Annotated in this window: 14 protein-coding genes; 9 read left to right on the top strand and 5 right to left on the bottom strand. The window is 50.4% G+C overall.

Annotation, left to right across the window (positions count from 1 at the left end; all coding sequences use genetic code 11):
• Nucleotides 1-195: 195 nt before the first annotated feature.
• The 4 genes from IC230_RS15555 (at nucleotide 196) to IC230_RS15570 (ending at nucleotide 3,856) form a co-directional block, all read left to right on the top strand.
• Entirely contained in the window at nucleotides 196-2,064 is a 1,869-nt protein-coding gene (locus IC230_RS15555) for a tetratricopeptide repeat-containing sensor histidine kinase (protein ID WP_191039961.1), read from the top strand.
• A 37-nt stretch (nucleotides 2,065-2,101) separates the two neighbouring features.
• Nucleotides 2,102-2,737: a response regulator gene (locus tag IC230_RS15560; protein WP_191039962.1), complete on the top strand. Its 636-nt coding sequence runs from the start codon at nucleotides 2,102-2,104 to the stop codon at nucleotides 2,735-2,737.
• A gap of 141 nt (nucleotides 2,738-2,878) precedes the next feature.
• Nucleotides 2,879-3,310 carry a hypothetical protein gene (locus tag IC230_RS15565; RefSeq protein WP_191039963.1) on the top strand — a complete coding sequence of 144 codons (432 nt, stop codon included), beginning with the start codon at nucleotides 2,879-2,881 and terminating at the stop codon, nucleotides 3,308-3,310.
• A 6-nt stretch (nucleotides 3,311-3,316) separates the two neighbouring features.
• Nucleotides 3,317-3,856, top strand: coding sequence for a hypothetical protein (locus IC230_RS15570; RefSeq protein ID WP_191039964.1), 540 nt, complete (start codon nucleotides 3,317-3,319; stop codon nucleotides 3,854-3,856).
• Nucleotides 3,857-3,949: 93 nt separating this feature from the next.
• Here the strand turns inward: IC230_RS15570 and IC230_RS15575 are convergent, their stop codons facing one another.
• A complete protein-coding gene (locus IC230_RS15575; protein WP_191039965.1) occupies nucleotides 3,950-4,510 on the bottom strand; it encodes a carboxymuconolactone decarboxylase family protein in 561 nt (186 codons plus the stop codon).
• 249 nt (nucleotides 4,511-4,759) lie between these two features.
• Here IC230_RS15575 and IC230_RS34020 point away from each other — a divergent pair, with 249 nt between their 5' ends.
• The 4 genes from IC230_RS34020 to IC230_RS15605 all read left to right on the top strand — a co-directional run bounded on the left by IC230_RS34020 (nucleotide 4,760) and on the right by IC230_RS15605 (nucleotide 12,006).
• Entirely contained in the window at nucleotides 4,760-7,774 is a 3,015-nt protein-coding gene (locus IC230_RS34020; protein WP_223860672.1) for a fibronectin type III domain-containing protein, read from the top strand.
• Between the two features lie 88 nt (nucleotides 7,775-7,862).
• The gene (locus IC230_RS15595) at nucleotides 7,863-8,909 is read left to right on the top strand and encodes a hypothetical protein (protein WP_191039966.1); all 1,047 of its coding nucleotides are present in this window, start codon (nucleotides 7,863-7,865) and stop codon (nucleotides 8,907-8,909) included.
• On the top strand, nucleotides 8,872-11,316 hold the full coding sequence (locus tag IC230_RS15600) for a hypothetical protein (protein WP_191039967.1): 2,445 nt from the start codon (nucleotides 8,872-8,874) through the stop codon (nucleotides 11,314-11,316). Before IC230_RS15595 ends, IC230_RS15600 begins: the two co-directional genes overlap by 38 nt.
• 12 nt (nucleotides 11,317-11,328) lie before the next feature.
• Nucleotides 11,329-12,006, top strand: coding sequence for a class I SAM-dependent methyltransferase (locus IC230_RS15605; RefSeq protein WP_191039968.1), 678 nt, complete (start codon nucleotides 11,329-11,331; stop codon nucleotides 12,004-12,006).
• A 44-nt stretch (nucleotides 12,007-12,050) separates the two neighbouring features.
• Here the strand turns inward: IC230_RS15605 and IC230_RS15610 are convergent, their stop codons facing one another.
• On the bottom strand, nucleotides 12,051-13,853 hold the full coding sequence (locus IC230_RS15610; protein ID WP_191039969.1) for a thiamine pyrophosphate-dependent enzyme: 1,803 nt from the start codon (nucleotides 13,851-13,853) through the stop codon (nucleotides 12,051-12,053).
• Nucleotides 13,854-14,438: 585 nt separating this feature from the next.
• On the opposite strand from IC230_RS15610, the gene IC230_RS15615 reads away from it, so the two are divergent.
• Nucleotides 14,439-15,257, top strand: a complete 819-nt coding sequence (locus IC230_RS15615; RefSeq protein ID WP_191039970.1) for a response regulator transcription factor — start codon at nucleotides 14,439-14,441, stop codon at nucleotides 15,255-15,257.
• 28 nt (nucleotides 15,258-15,285) lie between these two features.
• Here IC230_RS15615 and IC230_RS15620 read toward each other — a convergent pair whose 3' ends face one another.
• The 3 genes from IC230_RS15620 to IC230_RS15630 all read right to left on the bottom strand — a co-directional run bounded on the left by IC230_RS15620 (nucleotide 15,286) and on the right by IC230_RS15630 (nucleotide 20,746).
• On the bottom strand, nucleotides 15,286-15,768 hold the full coding sequence (locus IC230_RS15620) for a response regulator (RefSeq protein ID WP_191039971.1): 483 nt from the start codon (nucleotides 15,766-15,768) through the stop codon (nucleotides 15,286-15,288).
• A gap of 391 nt (nucleotides 15,769-16,159) precedes the next feature.
• On the bottom strand, nucleotides 16,160-18,262 hold the full coding sequence (locus tag IC230_RS15625) for an acylase (protein WP_191039972.1): 2,103 nt from the start codon (nucleotides 18,260-18,262) through the stop codon (nucleotides 16,160-16,162).
• 81 nt (nucleotides 18,263-18,343) lie between these two features.
• Nucleotides 18,344-20,746 carry an ABC transporter permease gene (locus IC230_RS15630; RefSeq protein WP_191039973.1) on the bottom strand — a complete coding sequence of 801 codons (2,403 nt, stop codon included), beginning with the start codon at nucleotides 20,744-20,746 and terminating at the stop codon, nucleotides 18,344-18,346.
• Nucleotides 20,747-20,797: the final 51 nt, after the last annotated feature.

Here is a 20,797-nt window from a genome sequence, read left to right on the forward strand (position 1 = left end):
TGTGCAATGCATTTTGTTCTGGTTACAAGACTATCATTGAAATACCCAACGTAATACAGCCTGTAAGAAAAGCTTAGACCTAAAAAACTTGCTATGCTATTCAGAGCGCTTTGGTTTCTCTTGCTTTTTTTGAGTGTAGGTTATACTACCAGCTACGGACAGTCGGCACTCAGTCCGACCGATACCAGCTACATTATGAACTTACTAAAAAAAGGTGAAGCGGTTGAAACCAGCCAACCCGCGATGGCTCTGAATAATTACCAGAAAGCTCATGCATTCTCCGGGAAAATAAACTTCACCAAAGGCTACTTCGAAAGCTTGCGACTGCTGGCCTACCAGCTCAACAACATGGGGCGGCACGACGAAGCCCGGAAAATTGCGCTGGCGGCCGTTCAGAAAGCCAGGCAGGACACGTCGAAGCGGCATCTGGCACTAAGCTATTTTGCTGTGGCCAATACAGCCCTGTTTATGGGACGATATCAGGAGGCCATTCCCAATTACCAGAAGGCTGTTCTGTACATGCGCCAGATCGGGAACATGAAAAACGTAGCGGTTGTCAATCAGAACCTCGGTTACATATTCAGGAAACAGAAAATGTATGCTAAAGCGCTCGATTATTATGGCAGAGCGCTTGCCCTCGATACGACCTGGACGAAGGATAACGCCGACCGCCGGTCCATTGCATCCGATTATTTTAGCATTGGCGTTGTGTACAGCGATCTGGAAAAATCCCGCAAAACCCTGGAATATTATCGGAAAGCAAAACAATGGATCGATCCGAAAAACGATCTCGATTTCATGGTCAATCTATACAGTAATATCGGTTATGAACATGGACTCGCCCAGCGCTACGATTCGGCGCTGTATTACCGACGCGAAGCTCTGCGCGTTAGCCGTTTGCTGGGAAATGATCGCCATGAACTTCATTCACTGATGACACTGGCGGAAACCTACAACCAGATGCAGAAATATACCACAGCCAAAAAGCTGCTGGACGAATCGCATGCCCTCGCCCGGAAAACAAAGGCCAGCTTAACCGAATTTCAGAGTATTTATCACGGATATGCCCTGGCCAATGATGGCCTGGGAAAGTATGAGGCTACGGTTCAATGGCTCGACAAGTACATCGTTGCCACCGATTCGCTGAATAATCAGGAAACCAAAAGCTTGTTGCAGGACTATGAAGTGAAACTCAAACAGGCTGAATCTAGACAGCAATTAGCTGAAAGACAGCGTAGTATCGATCAGTTGCGGGAGCAGCAAAAACGTCAGAATTTGTGGCTTCTGGTTGCGGGGCTTGTTGCATTCGGAACCGTCAGTGCTCTGGTATTTACGTATCTGTACACCCGTCAACGGCAACGTACCGCCGATAACGCATTGCTAGCCTCCCAACGAGAGCGCGAACTGGCCGTCGTTCAATCGGAATTACAGGGACAGCAGAAAGAGCGGCTGCGAATTTCCAAAGAGATGCATGATGATCTGGGCGCGTCCCTTACGGCTATTGGCTTGCTGAGCGAAGTCGTAAAAACGCGCATGGGGCCAAATACTACGCCCGAAGTAGAGAAAATTTCGAGCATCTCTGCCGATATGGTCACGGCCATGAACGAGATTATCTGGTCGCTGAATACCAAAAATGACAGTCTGAACGGACTAATTGCCTATACTCGTTCCTACGCCAGCGAGTTTATCGATAACACGTCCCTTACATTACGAACCGAAGTCGAAGAATCTGCCCAGGAAATTCCTATGCGCGGTATCGACCGTCGGAATGTCTTCCTAACCGTCAAAGAAGCGCTGAATAACGTAGTGAAACACGCACAGGCGACACGCATAACGCTACGTATGCAACCCGAAGCCGACCAGTTGGCGATCGAAGTTTGCGACAATGGGCGCGGTTTTACACCCAACGGAACGACCAGCTTACGGAATGGATTGGGCAATATGCAGAATCGAATGATCGAATCGGGTGGACGATGCGAAATTATACCATCGTCGACGGGTACTTGTGTGAAAATAACCTATCCTTATTCAACTGTGCCCGCTCCAAAAATACTGCAAACGTAGTATAGCATTGAAGTAAAAAAACGGTCAATATTGCCGGATGAAAACCGCCATTACCGTCGCCATCGTTGAAGACAAAGAACCCATCCGGCAGTCGCTGGCCATTCTGGTCGACGGGGCCGACGGATTCAGTTGCCAGGCTACGTTCGAAACGGCCGAAGCGGCCCTTGAGTATCTGCCCAGTCACTGTGTCGACGTAGTGCTAATGGACATTGACCTACCCGGCATGAATGGTATCGACTGCGTGCGGCACCTGAAATTGCTCTGTCCTGGTACCCAGTTCATGATGTGTACGATGTATGACGAAGACGAAACCGTCTTTGATGCCCTCAAAGCAGGCGCTAACTCGTACCTTCTCAAGCGGAGTCCACCCCATAAACTCCTTGAAGCCATTACCGAACTCTACGAAGGCGGTGCTCCCATGAGCAGTACCATTGCCCGTAAAATTGCCAGCTCCTTTCACATCAATACGTCTGCGCCCAACGAACTCGACGTACTAACGCCCCGTGAGCGCGAAATTCTGGATCGGTTATCGAAAGGATACAGCCACAAGGAAGTGGCAAATGAACTGTTTGTTAGTCCCACGACCGTCCGTAAACACATCTTCAATATTTACGAAAAACTCCAGGTCCACTCGAAAGTTGAGGCCGTGAACAAATACCTGGGGCGTCGTTAGGAGTGAAAAATGAAGATGGGCGGCCCCGTCTTCATTTTTCACCCATCAAAATCATACAAATGCGGTATTGATGCCCCTGAATCTGGCCGGTAGTTTTGCCTCGGTGATTGACGAAAATCACCAACGAAACGACCAAAGGCCATGAAAAAACTCATTCTTTTCCTGTTCGTCGCGCTGACCTTCAGTGCTTGTAAAAAAGGGGATGAGGACATTGCTCCAAAGAATCCAGCCGACGTAGTAGCTGGCCGTTACAAACTCTCTTCATTCAGTCTTCAGCAAGGTTCCCAAGGAATAAGTCTGCCCGGTAACGGCGTAGCGCTGAGTGGTACGGCCGAACTGAGTAAAACATCGCAGGACGGGTATGTCAAACTCCTGCTCACCGTTAACAACAACGTAGTATTTGGCGATGCCGATGATGTGCAGCTGGAAGTTCGCAAAACCAGCGAAGCGTACGGCCTCTTTGACGGAAATGACCAGTACGGCGATGTCGATGGGAACAACATTATCTTCAGCTTGTCGGGAACAGACGGTAACAATCAGCAAATCGCACTATCCTTCGTTGGTAAAAAATAATCCGCCATGAACCGCTCTAGTCAAACCATTTTCTTTGCCTTGCTAGTGACTGGTATCCTACAGACGCAGGTCTACGCGCAGGGCCGCAACCAGATTCTTTTTGTCGGTACGCCACTGGCCGTAGGCGTTGGTCGGTATAATGCCGTTGGTTTTCAACCGAGTTTCGACATTCGTTACCAGCATCCGTTAGGATCAAACTTTACCGTCACAGCAAAGACGGGATTGGACATTTTCCTGGTCAAAAGTAAATACAGGGAATATTTTCGCTACTACTACAATACCACAACGGGTATTTCCATTCCCATTACCGTCGGACCACGAGTTTATATCGTTGATGGCTTGTATGCCGGACTCAATCTGGGTGTCGATATCGGCGTCAACTCGATCGCGCTCACGTCGTTTCGATTTGAACCGGGGTTTGGCTATGCCATCCGGTTAGCCAACAAAAATTATGTGGACATGGGCACCAGTTTTATAACCAGTTTCAGCGAAGGTAGTGGCGCTTTTTCCTTCAACTTCGCCTATGGAGTGAACCTCGGGCGATAAGTACTCACATAAATTACTTTGAACACAGAGCCACAGAATACACAAAGCAGTAAATCTTTGTGTACTCTATGGCTCTGTGTTCAAAAATCTTCTTTACACGGGTTGCGTGGCTACGGTGCCTGGATAGCCTTGCGTTGCCAGCATTTTGCCCATCTCCGTATAAGCCGCCGGATCTTCGGGCGCCCAGGTAGCCAGCCCATCCACGTAGCGGTTGAACATACAGAAAGCAGCCGCAATCAACACGGTATCGTGAATATCCCGGTCGGTCGCACCTTGTTCGCGGGCATCGTCAATTTGTTCGGGCGTTACGTACTGACCACCGATCCGAACACTTTCTGCAATGGCGAGCAACGTTTTCAATTTGGCGGAGATTGGCGCCGTGCCGGGTTCGATCCAGGTTTGCGCAACGACTTTATTCTCCAAGCCAAATAAGTAGTCGGCTACAGCACCATGACAGTTCGAACAAAAATTGCAATCGTTTCGCCTGGATGTGTAGGACGCAATCAGTTCGCGTTCGGCCTGGGTAAGCGAATCGCTGGCGTTGGTGCGCAGCAGCACCTCAGCTAGAGCATTCAGGGGTTTGGTCGTTTCGGGACTGTAGGTCATTGGGCCGACAATACCGGGCAATCCTTCGGGTAATGAAATGTGTGGCATTTAGTTGTAGGGCTTAGTAAGAGATGAATCCTTTTTACTGGCAACTCGTTGGTAGTCAATGGTTCTGCAAATATTGATAATTCAAGTTATCTATCATTTTTAGGATAAACAACCCCCATTTTACTTGAGAAAGCAATTTATAAACGTGCCTACCTGAATTTGCTAACCTTTTGTATATAACCAAGTTATTTATGTAATTTATTTGTATGAGTATTAATCCAACTATTGGTAACAAAATGAGATACCTGTATGAAACGCTTTTTATTGATTCAAGGAATTGGTTGGTGCTTGTGTGCACTAACTATGTCGCTGTCATTGGCACAGCCGGGCGTTACGATGAACGTCAGTGGCCGTAATCTGTATTCGGCGGCAGGGGAGAAGGTCGTTTTTCGGGGCGTGAACGAAATGTTTATTTACTCAGGCGATAAACAGGGTGTTTCGACCTTACCGCAGATTGCACAGACGGGTGCGAACGTAGTACGTATCTGCTGGAACACAAGTGGATCGGCAAACGATCTGGATGCGCTGCTGGGGAATGCCATCGCCAACAAAATCATTCCTGTTGTTCAACTAGACAACATTACAGGCAATCTCTATGGTCTCCAAACCTGCCTCGATTACTGGAAACGAGCCGATATTTTGACGGCGATGAACAAATACAAGAAATGGGTATTGCTCAACATCGCCAACGAAGCCGGGGATAACTACACAACCGATTCGCAATTTCAGACCGCCTACATCGACGCCGTGTCACAGCTTCGGAACGCTGGCTACACAATCCCCTTCGTGATTGATGCGCCGGGATATGGTCAGAACGAAACGGTCATCATCAATACGTGGAGCGCCATTCTGCAAAGTGATCCGCAACACAATTTGGTGTTTTCGGTCCATCCGTACTGGAAAGATTCGAATACGCAAACCATTCAAACCCGTTTCTCGAACCTGATCAATGCCGTTGTCAGTCAGAATATTCCGTTTATTTTCGGTGAAGGACCCCAGCAAACGGGTTACGATTGCAGCACGCAGATTCCCTACAGTTGGGTCATGCAGCAATGTCAGACGAACCAGATTGGCTGGATGGTCTGGACCTGGGGCAAAGTGCAGGACGGAACCAGTGGCTGCGGCACTACCTTCGATGTAACGACCAATGGAAATTACGGCAGTTGGTCGAATACCTGGGGGCAGGCCATCGCCGTTAGTGACCCGAACAGCATCCAGAATACTTCCGTTCGGCCACTATCCATCTACGGAAGCACTACGCCTGACACGCAGGCACCCAGCGCTCCGACCGGCCTGGTGGTTTCGAACGTAACGGCAACGGGCGCTACGTTAAACTGGAACGCAGCGACGGACAATGTAGGCGTTACAGGCTATAACGTTTACGTGGGAACAACCTTACTAAATACCTCATCCACTACGTCCATTACGCTAAGTGGGTTGTCGTGCGGAACGGGGTATTCGTTCACGGTTAAAGCCAGAGATGGAGCGGGCAACGTATCAGCAGCCAGCAATACGGCCAATGCAACGACAGGTACCTGCCCGGCTGGTGAAGTCGTTTATGGCGATGCGTTGAACAGCAATTGGGAAGACTGGACCTGGAGTGCGTACCGCTATTTCAACAACACAAGCCCCGTGCAGCAGGGCACTAATTCCATCAAGGTCGATTACGGTGGTTATGGCGGATTTTCAGTACGTCGGAACAACGCGATTACGCCCTCACCCAACACGATCATTAAGTTTTGGGTTTACAGTGGTGGCGCTAATAACCTGAAGGTTTACACGCAGGCGGCCGATAGCGGGGGCGAAAGCAATGTTGTTACGTTCACAACGAACGCGAATCAGTGGAAAGAAATTACGCTGACCATGACCGCACTCGGCAATCCATCGGCCATTAAACGGATTAATATCCAGGAGAATGCCGGTAATAGCCCAACCGTTTTTTACGATTACATCCGCTTCGATACCAGTACGCCAACACCGGATACACAAGCGCCTACGGCACCAGCCAGCCTGGCGGCTTCGTCCATCAACGCCACCGGTTTAACCCTAACCTGGAACGCGTCGACCGACAACGTAGGGGTTACGGCTTATCAGGTTTATCGGGGCACTACGTTGCTGAGTGGCAACGTAACGAATACGAGCTATACCGTCTCTGGCCTGGCGTGTGCTACGGCTTATAGCTTTACGGTGAAGGCCAAAGACGCAGCCGGCAACACCTCATCGGCAAGCAATGTACTCAACGCGATAACCTCCAGCTGCCCCGATACGCAGGCCCCAACCGCGCCAACAAACCTGGTAACTTCGTCGGTCACCTCCAGCGGATTATCGCTGGCCTGGTCAGCTTCGACCGATAACGTAGGGGTTACTGGCTATCAGGTGTATCAGGGTGCTACGTTGCTGAACGGAAATGTGACGGGCACTACGTATGCGGTTGCGGGATTGTCGTGCGGAACGGGGTATACGTTCACCGTCAAAGCGAAAGATGCGGCTGGGAACGTATCGGCAGCCAGTACTACGGCCAATGCCACTACGTCGGCCTGCGCAGCCAATCAGGTTGTTGTTTACGACGAAACACCCGGCAACGATTGGCAGGACTGGTCCTGGAATACGTCGAACAATCTCGGCAATACCAATCCTGTTCAGGTCGGGAGTAAGTCGGCTAAAGTCGATTATTATTCCTGGGGCGGTTTTTCATTTCGGAAAGGAACTAGTCTGACAACAACCAGTAGCACCATGCTTAAATTCTGGGTTCGGAGTACGGGCAGTAATCCGATCAGTGTTTACACGACAAATGCCGACAGCGGTGGAGATACGCCCGGGTATGTATTCACGACGCCCACAAATCAATGGCAGGAAATGACCGTGACGATGAGCCAGCTGGGTAATCCGGCGCAGATCAAGCGGTTAAATTTTCAGAACTACAGCTCGAACAACGTAACGGTTTATTTCGATAATATTCGGCTTGAATCCGTTAGTGGTGCCCGTGAAGCTGTCGAAACGTCAGAAGGTATTGCTGAATTGCTGGTGTTCCCAAATCCATCGGTCGGATTAGTGACGGTACGATACGTAGCGCAAAGAACAGAACCCATACAGATTCGGGTCGTCAACGTCAACGGAACCATTTTACAGCATCAGGATGAACAGGCGAAACCAGGTGAGAATGCATTTCAACTAGATATGCGGGAACGTAGTGTGGGCGCTTATCTGATCCAACTCCAGGGAACAGAAGGTACTCACGTGCGAAAAATGCTGATTCAGCGATAAAATAGAACGCAGATTTTTATGATTGGTTATGATTTTGATTTATGCAGATCATAGCCAATCATAAAAATCTGCGTTCTATTTTGGCCTTATGAAACGAGTAAAAAGCGGTATTGTCTTTTTGTTGCTTTGGGTGGGATTATCGACCTGCCAATCCTCAGAGCGCCAATCGCCGGATGCACCCAAACAAATTACAACCGCTTTTTATCACTGGAAATCAACCTACAATCCCACCCATTCGGAGAGTGCCGAGCTGAAGAGCCTGACGATCAATAAGCTGTACCTGCATGTCTTCGATGTAGACTGGGATGAGAAAACGCGGCAGCCCGTGCCAAAAGCGCTGATTCGATTTGGGCAAAAACCTGTTGGCAACGTAGTACCCGTGGTCTTCATTACGAATCGGACCCTGGCCAACCTTTCTCCGGCTGCGCTGCCTGACCTGTCGACGCACATTGCCCAGGCTATTCTACGGATCAGTCGGCAGAATGCCATTTCGTTTCGTGAAGTGCAGGTTGATTGCGACTGGAGTATGGCTACGCGTGACCGTTATTTTCGGCTGCTGACGTTGTTGAAAAATAAACTACGACTACCACTCTCGGCCACCATTCGGTTGCACCAGATCAAGTACACCGACCAGACGGGGATTCCGCCCGTGGCGCGGGGCATGCTAATGCTCTACAACGTAGCAGACTGGAAACGAATCGGAACCCGAAATTCCATTTATGATGCCGACGTTGCCAATCAATATATATCGTTTGTATCGACTTATCCGCTACCGCTTGATTTGGTGCTACCTCTTTTCCGCTGGACGGTGGTTTATCGAAACAATCGGTTTCTGACATTTTTAAATAACGTTGACCGAAAAACGCTGGTGAACGCTACGTTTCTGCTTGCTCAAGCCGACAGTGCCCGGTTTATGGCGAGTCGGGATACGGTGGCGTTTGGGTTTTCTATTCGACGTAACGATCTGTTTCGGGCCGAATCGGTTTCGGCCGAAACGTTGCTCCATGAAAAAAAACGCCTGCTCGAACAGATTAGTAATAAGCAACTAACGTTTGCTTTATACCACCTCGATTCTACAGTTTTGTCCATATATTCCCGTGAAACCATCCATGCTCTCCTCCGGCCGCTTCCGTAAAATAGCCCTATCTGTTGCCGTCCTGTTCGCGTTTGCCTGTGGCCCCTCGTTTGATCCAAATGAGTTTATGAGCTTCTTTCTGCCCGAGGCTGCCAACAGCCCGTCCGAATACAGCCGCTATATTTTTACCCCTCAGCTTTATGCCGATGGCGATATGGGCGGGTATACGGACGATACGGTCACGATTGACGAGAATGTGCGGGCCTGGGTCGATTATGCGGGCGGTACGTTGTCCGAAACGGTAGTCAGTAAAGCATTGTATAACGAAAATGCGCAGGCTGTAGCCGCAGTAACGTCCGTGCTGAAACGTACCAAAGCTCCTGTTGTTACGTATTTGAAGTTTGCCTGGGCTACCGACAATGGGCCTAGTAATCCGTGGCCCGCTGACCCTACGCCCATTGACAGTACAAAATTACCCGGACAACTCAACGAAGCGAAAGCCGCTTATCAGTCCGCTACTGATCCATTTTTGAAAGAGCGCTACGCCTTTCAGGCCGTAAAGCTGGCCAGCGAAACCGGGGATTATGGGCAAGCGCGGCAATTGTACGATCAGTTGGTGAAACCGCTCCCGAAAAAGACGTTCATCAGCGACTGGGCCTTGTGTCGTCGGGCGGGCGCTTCGCTGGCATTGAAAGATACGGCAATGGCTATTTATGAATTTGCGCAGGTGTTTGATCGGTGTCCGTCGCGTCGGAAAGCGGCTGAACTGAGCTTACGCCGGTATCGGATTAAGTTTCGGGAAGAGGCGCTTCAATATGCGAAAACGGATCGTGAACGGGCAGCGGTCTATGCGATCTGTGCGATTCAACCGGGTCAGGATGGGCTGGATTTACTGAAAGCACTGGTTCATTTAGCGCCTAACAATCCACTTGTTGAGCTGGTGATGGCGCGGGAAATCAACCGGAATGAATACTATTTCTTCACGTCGGGTCCGGAATACGTAAACGATGGATTGCTGGCTAAGCCCGATTCGTCAGCGTTCGAAGGGCGCAAAACTGAATCCGTTTCGTATTTCGATAAGTTGCGGACGTTTGCGCTCGAATCGGCGGAGAATAAGGCTTTGGGTAATGGCGCGTTCTGGTATACGGCCGGTGCTTATTTAGACTACTTGGGGAAAGAATATACAGCCGCTCAAACGCACCTGGACCAGGCTGCTCAATTACCAACGACGAACAAAAACCTGAAATCGCAGATTGCCGTGCAGCGCATGTTGCTGCTGGCTGCACAAACGGAATCGGTTACGCCCGAGACGGAAAAACAACTCATCGGCTACCTGGAAGCCTTTGATAAAACGACGAACTTCCGCTTGAACAACGCGTTTGTTGACGTATGTAAAACGTTTGCTGCTACGTATCAGCACAAGACAGAAGGTAAAAGTGGCTGGTTATCAGGTTGTACGCGTTCGAAAGAAGAGCCAGTGGACGGAGCAATTCGGGCGAAGGCGTATTTGCTATCGATGCTCACAACGCAGGCACACCCTGATACCTATTTCGCCAGCACAACTGACCCACATGTAATTGAGGATACCCTTGCGTCTGTAATCGTGCAGCAAACCATTGCCTACGCCAGCCAGACCAAACTGACTGATTTCGATAAACGCCTGCTGAAACTATCTGGACTAACCGGCGACGTTCTGAATCTTTTACTGGGGCGTCGGCTAATGACCGAACACCGCTATGCTGAAGCGGCAGACGCGTTTGAGAAAGTAAATCCTAAAACCTGGAAGCAGGAAGCCTTTGCCACATACTTTCAGAAAAATCCGTTTGCGGTGAAAATGCCCCGGCTGGCTGCTCCGGTGAATTTTCCGGCAGAGCCCAAACCCAATCCGTACACACCCGTTACGTTCGCCCGACGCATGGCCGAACTGGAACAGCAAGCCAAAACGGCCACTGGCGACTATGCTGCCCAATTGTATTATGAACTAGGCTGTGGTGCCTGGAACCTCAGCTGGTATGGTAATTCGTGGCTATTGGTAAAATCATATTGGAGCGCTGGCGAACCGCCCGTTTACAACGTACCGACCGACCCAACAGCAAAGCAAAAGCGATTCGATACGTTGCTGAAGACGGATTATTACACGACGGCTCATGCAGGAAATTACTTCGATAAGTCGGTGAAAGCGGCTAAAACGTCTACGCTGGCAGATCGCTCGGCCTACATGGCGGCCCGTTGCGAAACTAATGCGTTTGCCGTGCGCAAGAATATTGAACAAGTACGTAATGGCTATGTATATGAGGAAGATTCGACGTTTGTAAAAAACATGCGGGCGTTGCGTACAAGTAAATACGCCACTATGTACAATGATTTCTACCGGAACCACCGCCAAAGCCAATTTAACCAGGAGATGATCCGTGAGTGTGCGATGTACAGGGACTTTCTGTCGTTTGGCGAGCAGACGAATGAGTAGACTATGCTGATCATGAAAGACAACGTGAATGTAGGTGGAAATTTCAATGGCATTGCTCCCCTGTATGATACACTTGCATTCGTTGTCTTTGGCCGACGGTTACAGCAGGCACAAGTCGTTTGGCTGAATCAGATACCGGCCAATGCTGTGGTGCTGATTGTTGGCGGGGGAACTGGCTGGCTCCTCGAACAGGTGTTGGAACGCCGTAAGCCAAAGCGGGTTGTCTATCTTGAAGCCTCCGCGAAGATGGTCGCACGGGCCAGTCGACGAATGATCAGGCGGGCGGTGCTGGGTTCGGTAGACTTTCGGGTAGGTGATGAAACAGACTTAAAGCCAGAGGAACACTTCGACGCCATCCTGACGCCTTTTGTACTGGATCTCTTCACCGAGCAAACGTTACGATCCCACTTTATTCCCCAGCTACATAACGCCTTAAAACCAAATGGTCTGTGGCTCGTTACCGATTTTGTGCAGCCCCACATCTGGTGGCAAAAAGCATTGCTATGGACTATGATTCGTTTTTTTGGGATCACGGCCGGCATCGAAGCACAACAACTGGCCAATTGGCAGCAATCGCTGGCCGAAGCGGGTCTTGTTCGTCAGAAACAGCAGCAGCAGGTAGGAGGGATGGTTTCGACGGAGGTTTGGGAATTGGAGCAGATAAGTAACAGGCAAAGAAAAATTGATTAATCCCATCGGACTGGCTTCGCTTCGGCAGTCCAATGGGGTTGTGATTATTTGCCGATGCCTGGTATCAGGGTTAGCAGGCTTCGCCCTTTTGTTGCCACAGCCTCTTCAACCTGGCTCTTGATCACGTTTTTAATGATCTCATACCGATCTTCTTCACCGCGAACGAGCGATTTGGCAAATTCCATCGCCTGATTCGTCGTGATTTTTCCCGGCATCGGGGGCTCATTCTGATCCACGATGGCATCGACAATCACGGGACCGTCGTGAGCCAGCGCCTTCCGAATCACGTCGGGGGCATCCTTGGGATCGTCAATCGTAAAGCCAGTCGCTCCGCAGGCTCGTGCATAAGCCGCAAAGTCAATTGGTTGAAGCTCAACGCCAAACTCCGGATTACCTTCCATAACGATCTGCTCCCATTTGATCTGGCCATAGGAATTATTGTGGAAGATAAACACCTTAATGGGAAGCTTGTACTTAACAGCCGTAGCGATTTCGCCCATCAGCATCGTAAAGCCACCATCACCAACCAGAGCTACCACCTGCCGATTGGGGAACGCGATCGATGCCGAAATAGCGTAGGGTAGACCAGAGCCCATGGTTGCCAGCAGACCGGATGTCGAAAACTGCATCTCGTCCCGTAGCTGGATATGGCGTGCCGCCCAGGTTGTATTGTTCCCACAGTCGCACGTAATGATGGCGTTGGAGTCCAGCAATGGACTGATCAGGTGCGGAATTACCTGAGGCTTCATGGGGATGTCGGTCTGCGTTCCCCGCGTTGTCATCAGCTCACGCCAGAAATTCATTCGCTCCTGGGCTTTTTCCAGAAAACTGCGATCCTGTTTGGGTTTAATTAGTGGTAGAAGTCCCGTTAATACAGTTTTACTATCGCCAATCAGGCCAATTTCTACCGGAGTCCGCAGGCCGATATGCGTGGGATCAAGGTCAATCTGCACCGTACGTACCTTTCCCGGTTTGGGAAAATATTCCGTATACGGAAAATGCGTACCGATCATGATCAGTGTATCGCACTCTTCGATTGCATCCTGCGAAGGGGCGGTTCCCAACAAGCCAATCCCCCCCGTTGTATAAGGACTATCGTCGGGCACAACGGCTTTACCCAAAAGCGCTTTGATAATCGGCCCCGCAACCAGATCGGCCAGCTGAGTGACCTCATCGCGCGCATCCAAACAACCCCGACCAGCCAGGATCGCTACTTTTTCGCCCGCATTAATGACGTCGGCGGCCCGTTGCAACTGCGCCAGCGAAGGCGAAATTTCGGTGCTGACTTTCAATACGCTCGTGTGGTTTGGGATGTTTGGCATCGAGCGCGTATCATCGCCGGCCGTCCAGTCCTGAAGGTCTTTCGGAAAGGATATATGTGAAACAGTACGTTGCCCGAGGGCCGTGCGGATGGCCTGGTCAACAACATTCACTACGTGGTCTGGACCCATGATCCGCTCGTTGTACGCGGCCAGATCCATAAATACTTTTACTAAATCGGCATCCTGTTGATAAAGCGAGCCACTAATGTCGTGGAAAGTGTGTCCGGTGATGGCGAGAACGGGTTGACCGTCATATTTCGCGTCGTAAAGCCCGTTCATTAAGTGAAAACCACCACAACCGGATGTCGCCATACAGACACCTAGTTTGCCGGTAAATTTGGCGTATCCGGCCGCCATGAATGCTGCGGATTCTTCATGCCGTACCTGAACAAAGCGAATCTGGTCCTGGTGGGTACGTAGTGATTCAAAAAGACCATTAATACCATCGCCGGGTAGACCGAAAATGGTGTCAACGCCCCACTCAATCAGGCGTTCAATCAATAAATCTGCTCCTGTTTTTGCCATAACGTTCTGAACCGACGTTGATCGCTGTCGGATAGATGGATAAGTACGTTGGCGTTGGAATTGTTAATTAAAAAAAGATTGAAATAGCCGAAGCTGCCCGCTAGCAGCCGTAAATCTCATTTTACAGGAGTCAATACCTCACTGTTTTGATGAACCGGTCAACCTGCCCAAACGGTATTGGCTGGGTCACATAGATTCAACATACTGAAAGGCGAGCAGCCGCCATCTGGTGATCAGAGATGGCGGTTTTAGTTCTTTAGTTTACCACGTTTGACAAACCTGAAGGACTGAGTCTGAATGGTTGTTTCTCGCTCCTGACGGTTTTTTTTAGTTTAACGGTCCATTACCTCACAATTTGAGCAGAACCCCCCCTTCCTGATCGTGCTGAGCAACCATACCCACCAAGCTCAGGTTAATCCCTCGTTTACCGAAGTGAATCTGTCCATAGACTTGTTATAGTGAGTAATTTACGTTTACTCGTGACTAAGGCAACGGAATCTCAACGGATAAGCATCTATAACCGATAAATCAGTAGAACAGGGTTGAGGAGCTCCCTGTTCTGTTTACATTCCCACCTTATCGAACATGAGCGTAATAAAACCGGCTCTGCAACACCCAGAACTGATTGCTTACTTTTCGGGGGCCAACAACTACAGCTGGCTTTACTTTCGGAACGGCGAAAAGCGACTGCTAGCCAAACCGATCAGCTATCTGGAAACGAAGCTGCCTGATTTTATTCGGGTTCATAAAACCATCCTGATCAACCCGTCTTACGTAAAGAGTTTGCATCAGCCCCCTCGCCAGAAAATGGCTGGTGAGATCCGGTTAGATAGTGGCGAGGTGTTTCCGGTCAGTCGCCGACGGTGGCAACAGGTGGCTGAATTTCTACAGGACCGACTTGGACCGAAAAAGCAGGAGGCTGAGGTAGCTTCAGAAAAAGTGAACGTAGCCCCGCCGTTGCTAATTGCCCAGCAGGAAGAAGAAAAGGCACTGTCGATTATTGTTAGTACGGAAGACGAACAAAATGCCTTATTGAGTAAACACGCTATTGAAAAGAAATGGCCGGCGTATCAGGTTCATACGATCTTACACAGCAATCACCTGCCTGATATGCTCAAACAGTTACCTCAACCGAATTATCCGAGTTTACTCATTTTAGATGCCCGAACGGATACGCTGGAGCGAATGAACACTGTTCAGCGTTTGAAGGAAGACCCCCAATTGGGAGCTATACCCGTTGTGTTGTTGGTAAGCCCGACAGATCAATCGGTTACCGATGGGTATAAGCATCAAGCCAATTCAGTGATATCGATGCCCGATGGATATATGTTGTTTGCAAACATCATCGAGCGCGTTTGTCAGTTCTGGTTACGTACCGTTGCCTTGCCAGGATCTGGTGAATGAAAAATGATGGGTTACCCGAAGGGGACAATCATAAGGAAAACTGAATGGGAGGTAAGGTAACCGTTTCCCACCAATAAGCCCGTAACTCCTGGAAAAACGCATGCCACCCCTCATAATTAGTAGGCTTTACGAGATAGGAAGAACTCCCGCGTCGATAAGCTTCTTCAATATCCTTGCGGGCATTCGATGAACTCAGCACGACGACTGGGATGCGGTTACAGGGCGATGGCATAGCCTTGATCTGATCCAGCAAATACCAACCGTCTGCCCGGTCTGGTAAGTACAAATCCTGTAAAATCAGTTTCGGTATTTCCCATTCCTGAGTAGTCCAGGAATGGAGTAATATTAGCGCTTTGTCTGGCGTATCGACACGAACGGGAACGACTTCAGGGAGGCATTGCTGCATCACGTTTTTAATCAGCATCCAGTGATCATTACTATCCTCAATGATTAGTACTTTCGCTCGTTTGAAGTTAGCGCGGATTGTTTCGTGATTGTTGATAAGAAGCATGCGTTGAAAAAAGTTTTTCCAACGCTAATGTACTCAATAATCCTATGGTAAACTACTTAATCTATACAAAAACAAGAGAGTATTTTTATTCGTGTTTATACCAGGAGATCGTAAAAAAAGAGGGAGCCCCATGCCCCCTCCAAAGACGAGATATTCGCTTTTTCACTTCGTGAGCCGACGAACACCTCTCGTTGAGTAAATCAGAAAAAATTGTATTCGGAGTAAGCGCTTGGTTTCCTTCGTTGACCAAGCTTTATCCTAACCAGTTTGTGTATATAGTACCCGTGGGGTTGATCGAAAAATGAGGGAATGGGCTTGCTGGCTACGGAAAACACAATGCTCGGTATACGAGCATCTGTCATAACATCAGGAAAGCCTGCTGAAGGGATGGTTACGGTTTTGGGGTGAACGGTAACGTTTCTTTTTTCTCCAGCTGACGGAGAATCGCTGGCTTATCCAGTAAAGCTTCTCGTAGTTGCTTATCAGACATGCGTTTCCAGTTGTCACCGTTGTGCTTGTGACCAGGCTGGCTCGCGTTACCATAGCTTAGGGAAACCTGCGCCCGCACCTTCTCGCCAAATTCCGTCACCGCTACGTACGTATCGCCAGCGACTGCCTGGTTCCGTTGCGGTTGCTTGGGGTCCGGCGCAAAATAAATGGTTCGGTAGATGCCGTATTGTTCAGAACCTCCATTGGCTGGGTAGTCGTGTCCAACTGGGCCAAATCGGTTCACTTCACCCCAGGTAATATCCAGTCGACCATACCGCTGATGCACCTGTACCGCTGCGCTACGTAGTAATTCGACGGCTTTTTTAGGGTCCTTTAAGCCATCGGGTGTACTGACAGGGCGTTGCGGGTCCCAGCCTACGGCGACCATACCGGGATTGAACTGATCGAACCAGGCCGTAAATAAAACGGCTCCTTTGCTGTCTCGATTGGTCGACTTGTCCCATGCCTTGAGTAGCGAAGCCGCCTGTTGCGTGAGGGTGTCGGGATCATGTTCAACGGCAGCCAGTAGATCATCCAGAAAACGGTCGGCCGCTTCCAGACCCGTATTCAGTTTATAGCCCGCCAATTCCTCAAAACTAATCGACGGGTCGTCTTTAACCAGATTGATCGACCGTTGGGGACGTAACCGCAAGGATGTACCTGCCGGCGACATGTAACCCGGAAATGTCTTCGGGTTTAAAACGGCTGGATACGTACAGCTCCAGGGTGCGTCATTGGCGTTCTGGACAAAACCCGAGGGTGGGTTTAACACGCGCGGCAGGTCCCGATACGGATGCGTTTGGGTCCAGATGTATTTTGCCGACGACCCGTCAATGGCACCTTGCCAGAAAGCCCAGTCGCCTTCGCTGCGGATCGGTACGTTGCCGTTGAACAGGTACAGAATATTACCTGCTCCATCCGCATAAATGACGTTGAACATGGGCAATTGCATTCGCTGGAGAGCCGTTTCGAACTCCGCCAGGTTTTTGGCTTTGGCCATAGCATGATGCTGGGCCGCAATGGCGGGATTCGTCAACCCGGCAAACCGAAAGGCGTAGGTCTTCCCATCTTTGGTTTCCATCACCGGCCCGTGCCTGGTATACCGATACGTGAGCTGCTGGGGCTTGAGCTGCCCATCCGGCTGACGAACCTGAAGAGTAACGGCTTTCGTCTCAAAGGCTTGTTTAACGCCGTCCAGTACGTAACCTCCATCCTGTACCGTTAGGGCGTAGCGATCAGCCGCGTCGATGGTGTTTACCGTGTGGGTCCAGCCCAGATGCTGATTGAAGGCAATGTTGAGCACCGGCTGACCCACTAAGGAAGCGCCGTAGGCCATAAAATCGGGCCCGTTCAGATGGGCTTCAAAAAATAGAAAAAAACCTTCCCAGGGTAGGTGCGGATTCGCCATCAACAGTGCTTTTTTCGAAGCCGACCGGGTGGGTGCAATGGCGTACGCATTCGAACCGGGTGGCATGACACGAGCCGCTCCGGCTTCTGATCCGCCAGTAAATTCCAGACAAATTACCCGGCTGATGTGGGCCAGTACGTCCTGGGGTGTGATGGGCAGCACTTGGTTGAATTCGGCTCCAATGGCCTCCGGATGGGCTTTGGCGTAGGCATTTAGACCACTGACGAAGCTATCCAGGAAGAGCTTGTAATCCGCTGGCTGCTGAGTATACTGCTTCTGTGCCTGCCCGGGCACGCCAAACAACGTCACGATCTTATCTGAGTCCAGATAGTGGGGACCCCAGTACTCGGCTGCCCGACCCCGAGCTTGTCCATATAACTGAAGGAGCAGGTTCGCATGATTCTGCATCTGGGCGTAGCCAAATCCATAATACATCGCTTCCAGGGTTTGTCCATAGATGTGGGGCACTCCAGCGGAATCCCACAGAATGTCGACAGTCGACGGAACGGACTGACTCGCTTTTAAACGCTCACGCGTAGTGGATTGAGCACTGGCGATCAGTTGTATGAGAAACAAACAAATGGTCAGGAATTTCATGAGCAGGGAAAAGAGATAGGTGAATGAGACTACGGACGAACGCTACGTATCAACAAGCTTTGAGAATACGCATGGAATAGACTACTCGCTTTTTAGGTACTGAATCGGATTAGTTCTGGCGGCTTTTAGTGCCTGCCGGAAGACGGTCAGGGCGGTGATCAGTCCAGTCAGAATCAGAGTTCCTGCCAGTAGCCAGCCGTTTACCGAAATCCGGTACGTATACTGTTGTAACCAATCGGATAAAACCCATGCCCCAACTGGTGCTGCTACAAGGAAGCCCAGGCCAAGCAATTTACCAAATTCCCGGCCTAACAGCCAAAGCAATTGCCCGGTGCGGGCTCCCAATACCCGACGAACGCCAATTTCTTTAGCTTTAGCCTCGCTCAGGAACGTAACCAGCCCGTACAGACCCAGGCAGCTCAGGCCAATGGCTACCAGCGCAAATGCCTGGACCAAGCCCGCCAGTAAACGCTCGGTTTCCGTAAAGCTTCGCATCAGATTAGTTAGATTTTCAGCGTGGTAGACCTGATCCGGTAATAACTTGTCCCAGACCTGCTGAATGGCTTGGTGGGTTTGATCGGAGTGCGTCGGATTCAGGCGCAGCATGGCTACCCGGCTGTGCGGGAGATCATGGATCAGCGTTATCGGTAAAATGGGCTGGTGTAAATCTCCGCTGCGAAAGTCCCGCACGACGCCGACAATCACCCGGTCGGCATCTTTTACCCGCATGGGTTTGCCCACCACCGCAGCCGGTGAGGAAACGCCTAATTGCTTCACCAGCGTTTCATTGACCAATATGTCGCGACCGATTGTATCAGTAGACCGGACGTTTCGACCTGCCACCAGCGATAAATCAAAAACCGACAGGTAATGTTCATCAACCGCCCGCACCCGGGTTTCGAAGGGTTCGGGCTGGGTTGTTGTATGATAGCTGAACGGACTGGGGTGGTTGTAGGGCGATGCGGGAAGATCGCTGCCAAAGGTCACCTGCTCAACGCCCGGTACTTGCAGCCACCGCTCACGCAGGTGTGTCAGGGGGATGGATTGCTGTTGAGGTAAGAAAACGACCCGAGTCGATTCGTAGTGAAATCCCCATTCGGCTCGTTGCATGTGCTGAAGCTGCGTCGTAATGACCAGTACGCTCAGAACAAATAAGTGCATTAGCACAAACTGACTCCAAATAAGTCCCTGTCGAACGGTTAGGCTACCTGCGAGCCGTGTTGACGATTGGTTCGCGAGCGCCGTTGCCGGATTGAAACGAGCCAGCATGAGTGCTGGATATAGGCCCGAAAGGACGATCACGCCAATGGCCAGACCCAGAAACCAACCCATTGCCCGGTGTTGAATCACATCCCCAATGGATAGATTCGGACGTAGCATTTCAATGTGCGCAGCCAGGGTCTGATTGACTAAAGGAAGGCTCAGTTGTGTTAGCATAAGGGCGACGAACATAGCCAGTATCACCAGCAAAGCAGTTTCCAGCATAAACTGACCAATCAACTGCCATCGCGAACTGCCCATCACTTTGCGGACACCCACTTCGCGAGCCCGTTTGAGCGCCCGGGCCGTCGCCAGATTAATAAAGTTGATACAACCCGCCATCACCAGGAGCACCCCTACACCAATCAGGGCATAGAGGACCGGTCGCGGAGCTGTACCACTACGCTGGTGATTGAGTTCGGCCAGTGGCAAAACCTGGTAATCGAACTGTTTGGCTTCCTGAGCAGATAGATACGTACGCCGAATAGTTGATAAGCTTTGGCTAAGTAGATCCGGATCGGTGCCTTCCCGTAGCCGCACGAAGCACATGGCCTGTAGACCCTGCCAGTCGGCTAAGGCAGTCGGCCCTTCCAATACCGGAATGGTCGCGTAAGAAACAAAGGCGTCGTAGCGAAGCTGGGTATTCGCTGGCGGATCGTTCACAATACCAGTAACTGTCAGGTCGGTTCGGTTATCTAACCGTATTGTTCGACCCATAGCTGGTTCTGTGTCGAAATATTTTTGGGCGTAGCGTTTACTCAGCACGATCGCATTAGGAGCCGCCAGCGCCGTTTTGGGGTTACCACTTACCCATTCCACGCCGAATAGTTCGAAATAATGCGGCTCGGTAAAGCAGACGGTACGCGCTTCAGCGAACTTTTTCACCCAGCCACCCTTACCATTTGGGACACTAAGAGTACGACCAAAGAAGGTTTCTAATCGAACCGCACTTTCTACAAACGCATAGTCGCGCCGAAGTATCTCGGCTAACGGGCGGGGGGCCGCATCGGTCGCCATTATGCGTTCACGCCTGATGTCAGTAACAACCCAGTAGGTACGATCCAGATGCGGATGATAGCGGTCAAAGCTAAACATATAGTTGACCACTAAAAAAATGATCAGACCGCTGGTTAGCCCTACTGCCAGACCCAGTACGCTAATAAAATTGACATGCCAATTTTGCCACAAGTGGCGTCGAGCCACCGTTAGATAGTGAACAAGCATCGGAAAAGGGATTTGGTTGGAAGGGACATTAGCCGGTCTGTCGGTAAACCC

This window comes from Spirosoma validum (assembly GCF_014699035.1).
Taxonomy (GTDB): Bacteria; Bacteroidota; Bacteroidia; order Cytophagales; family Spirosomataceae; genus Spirosoma; species Spirosoma validum.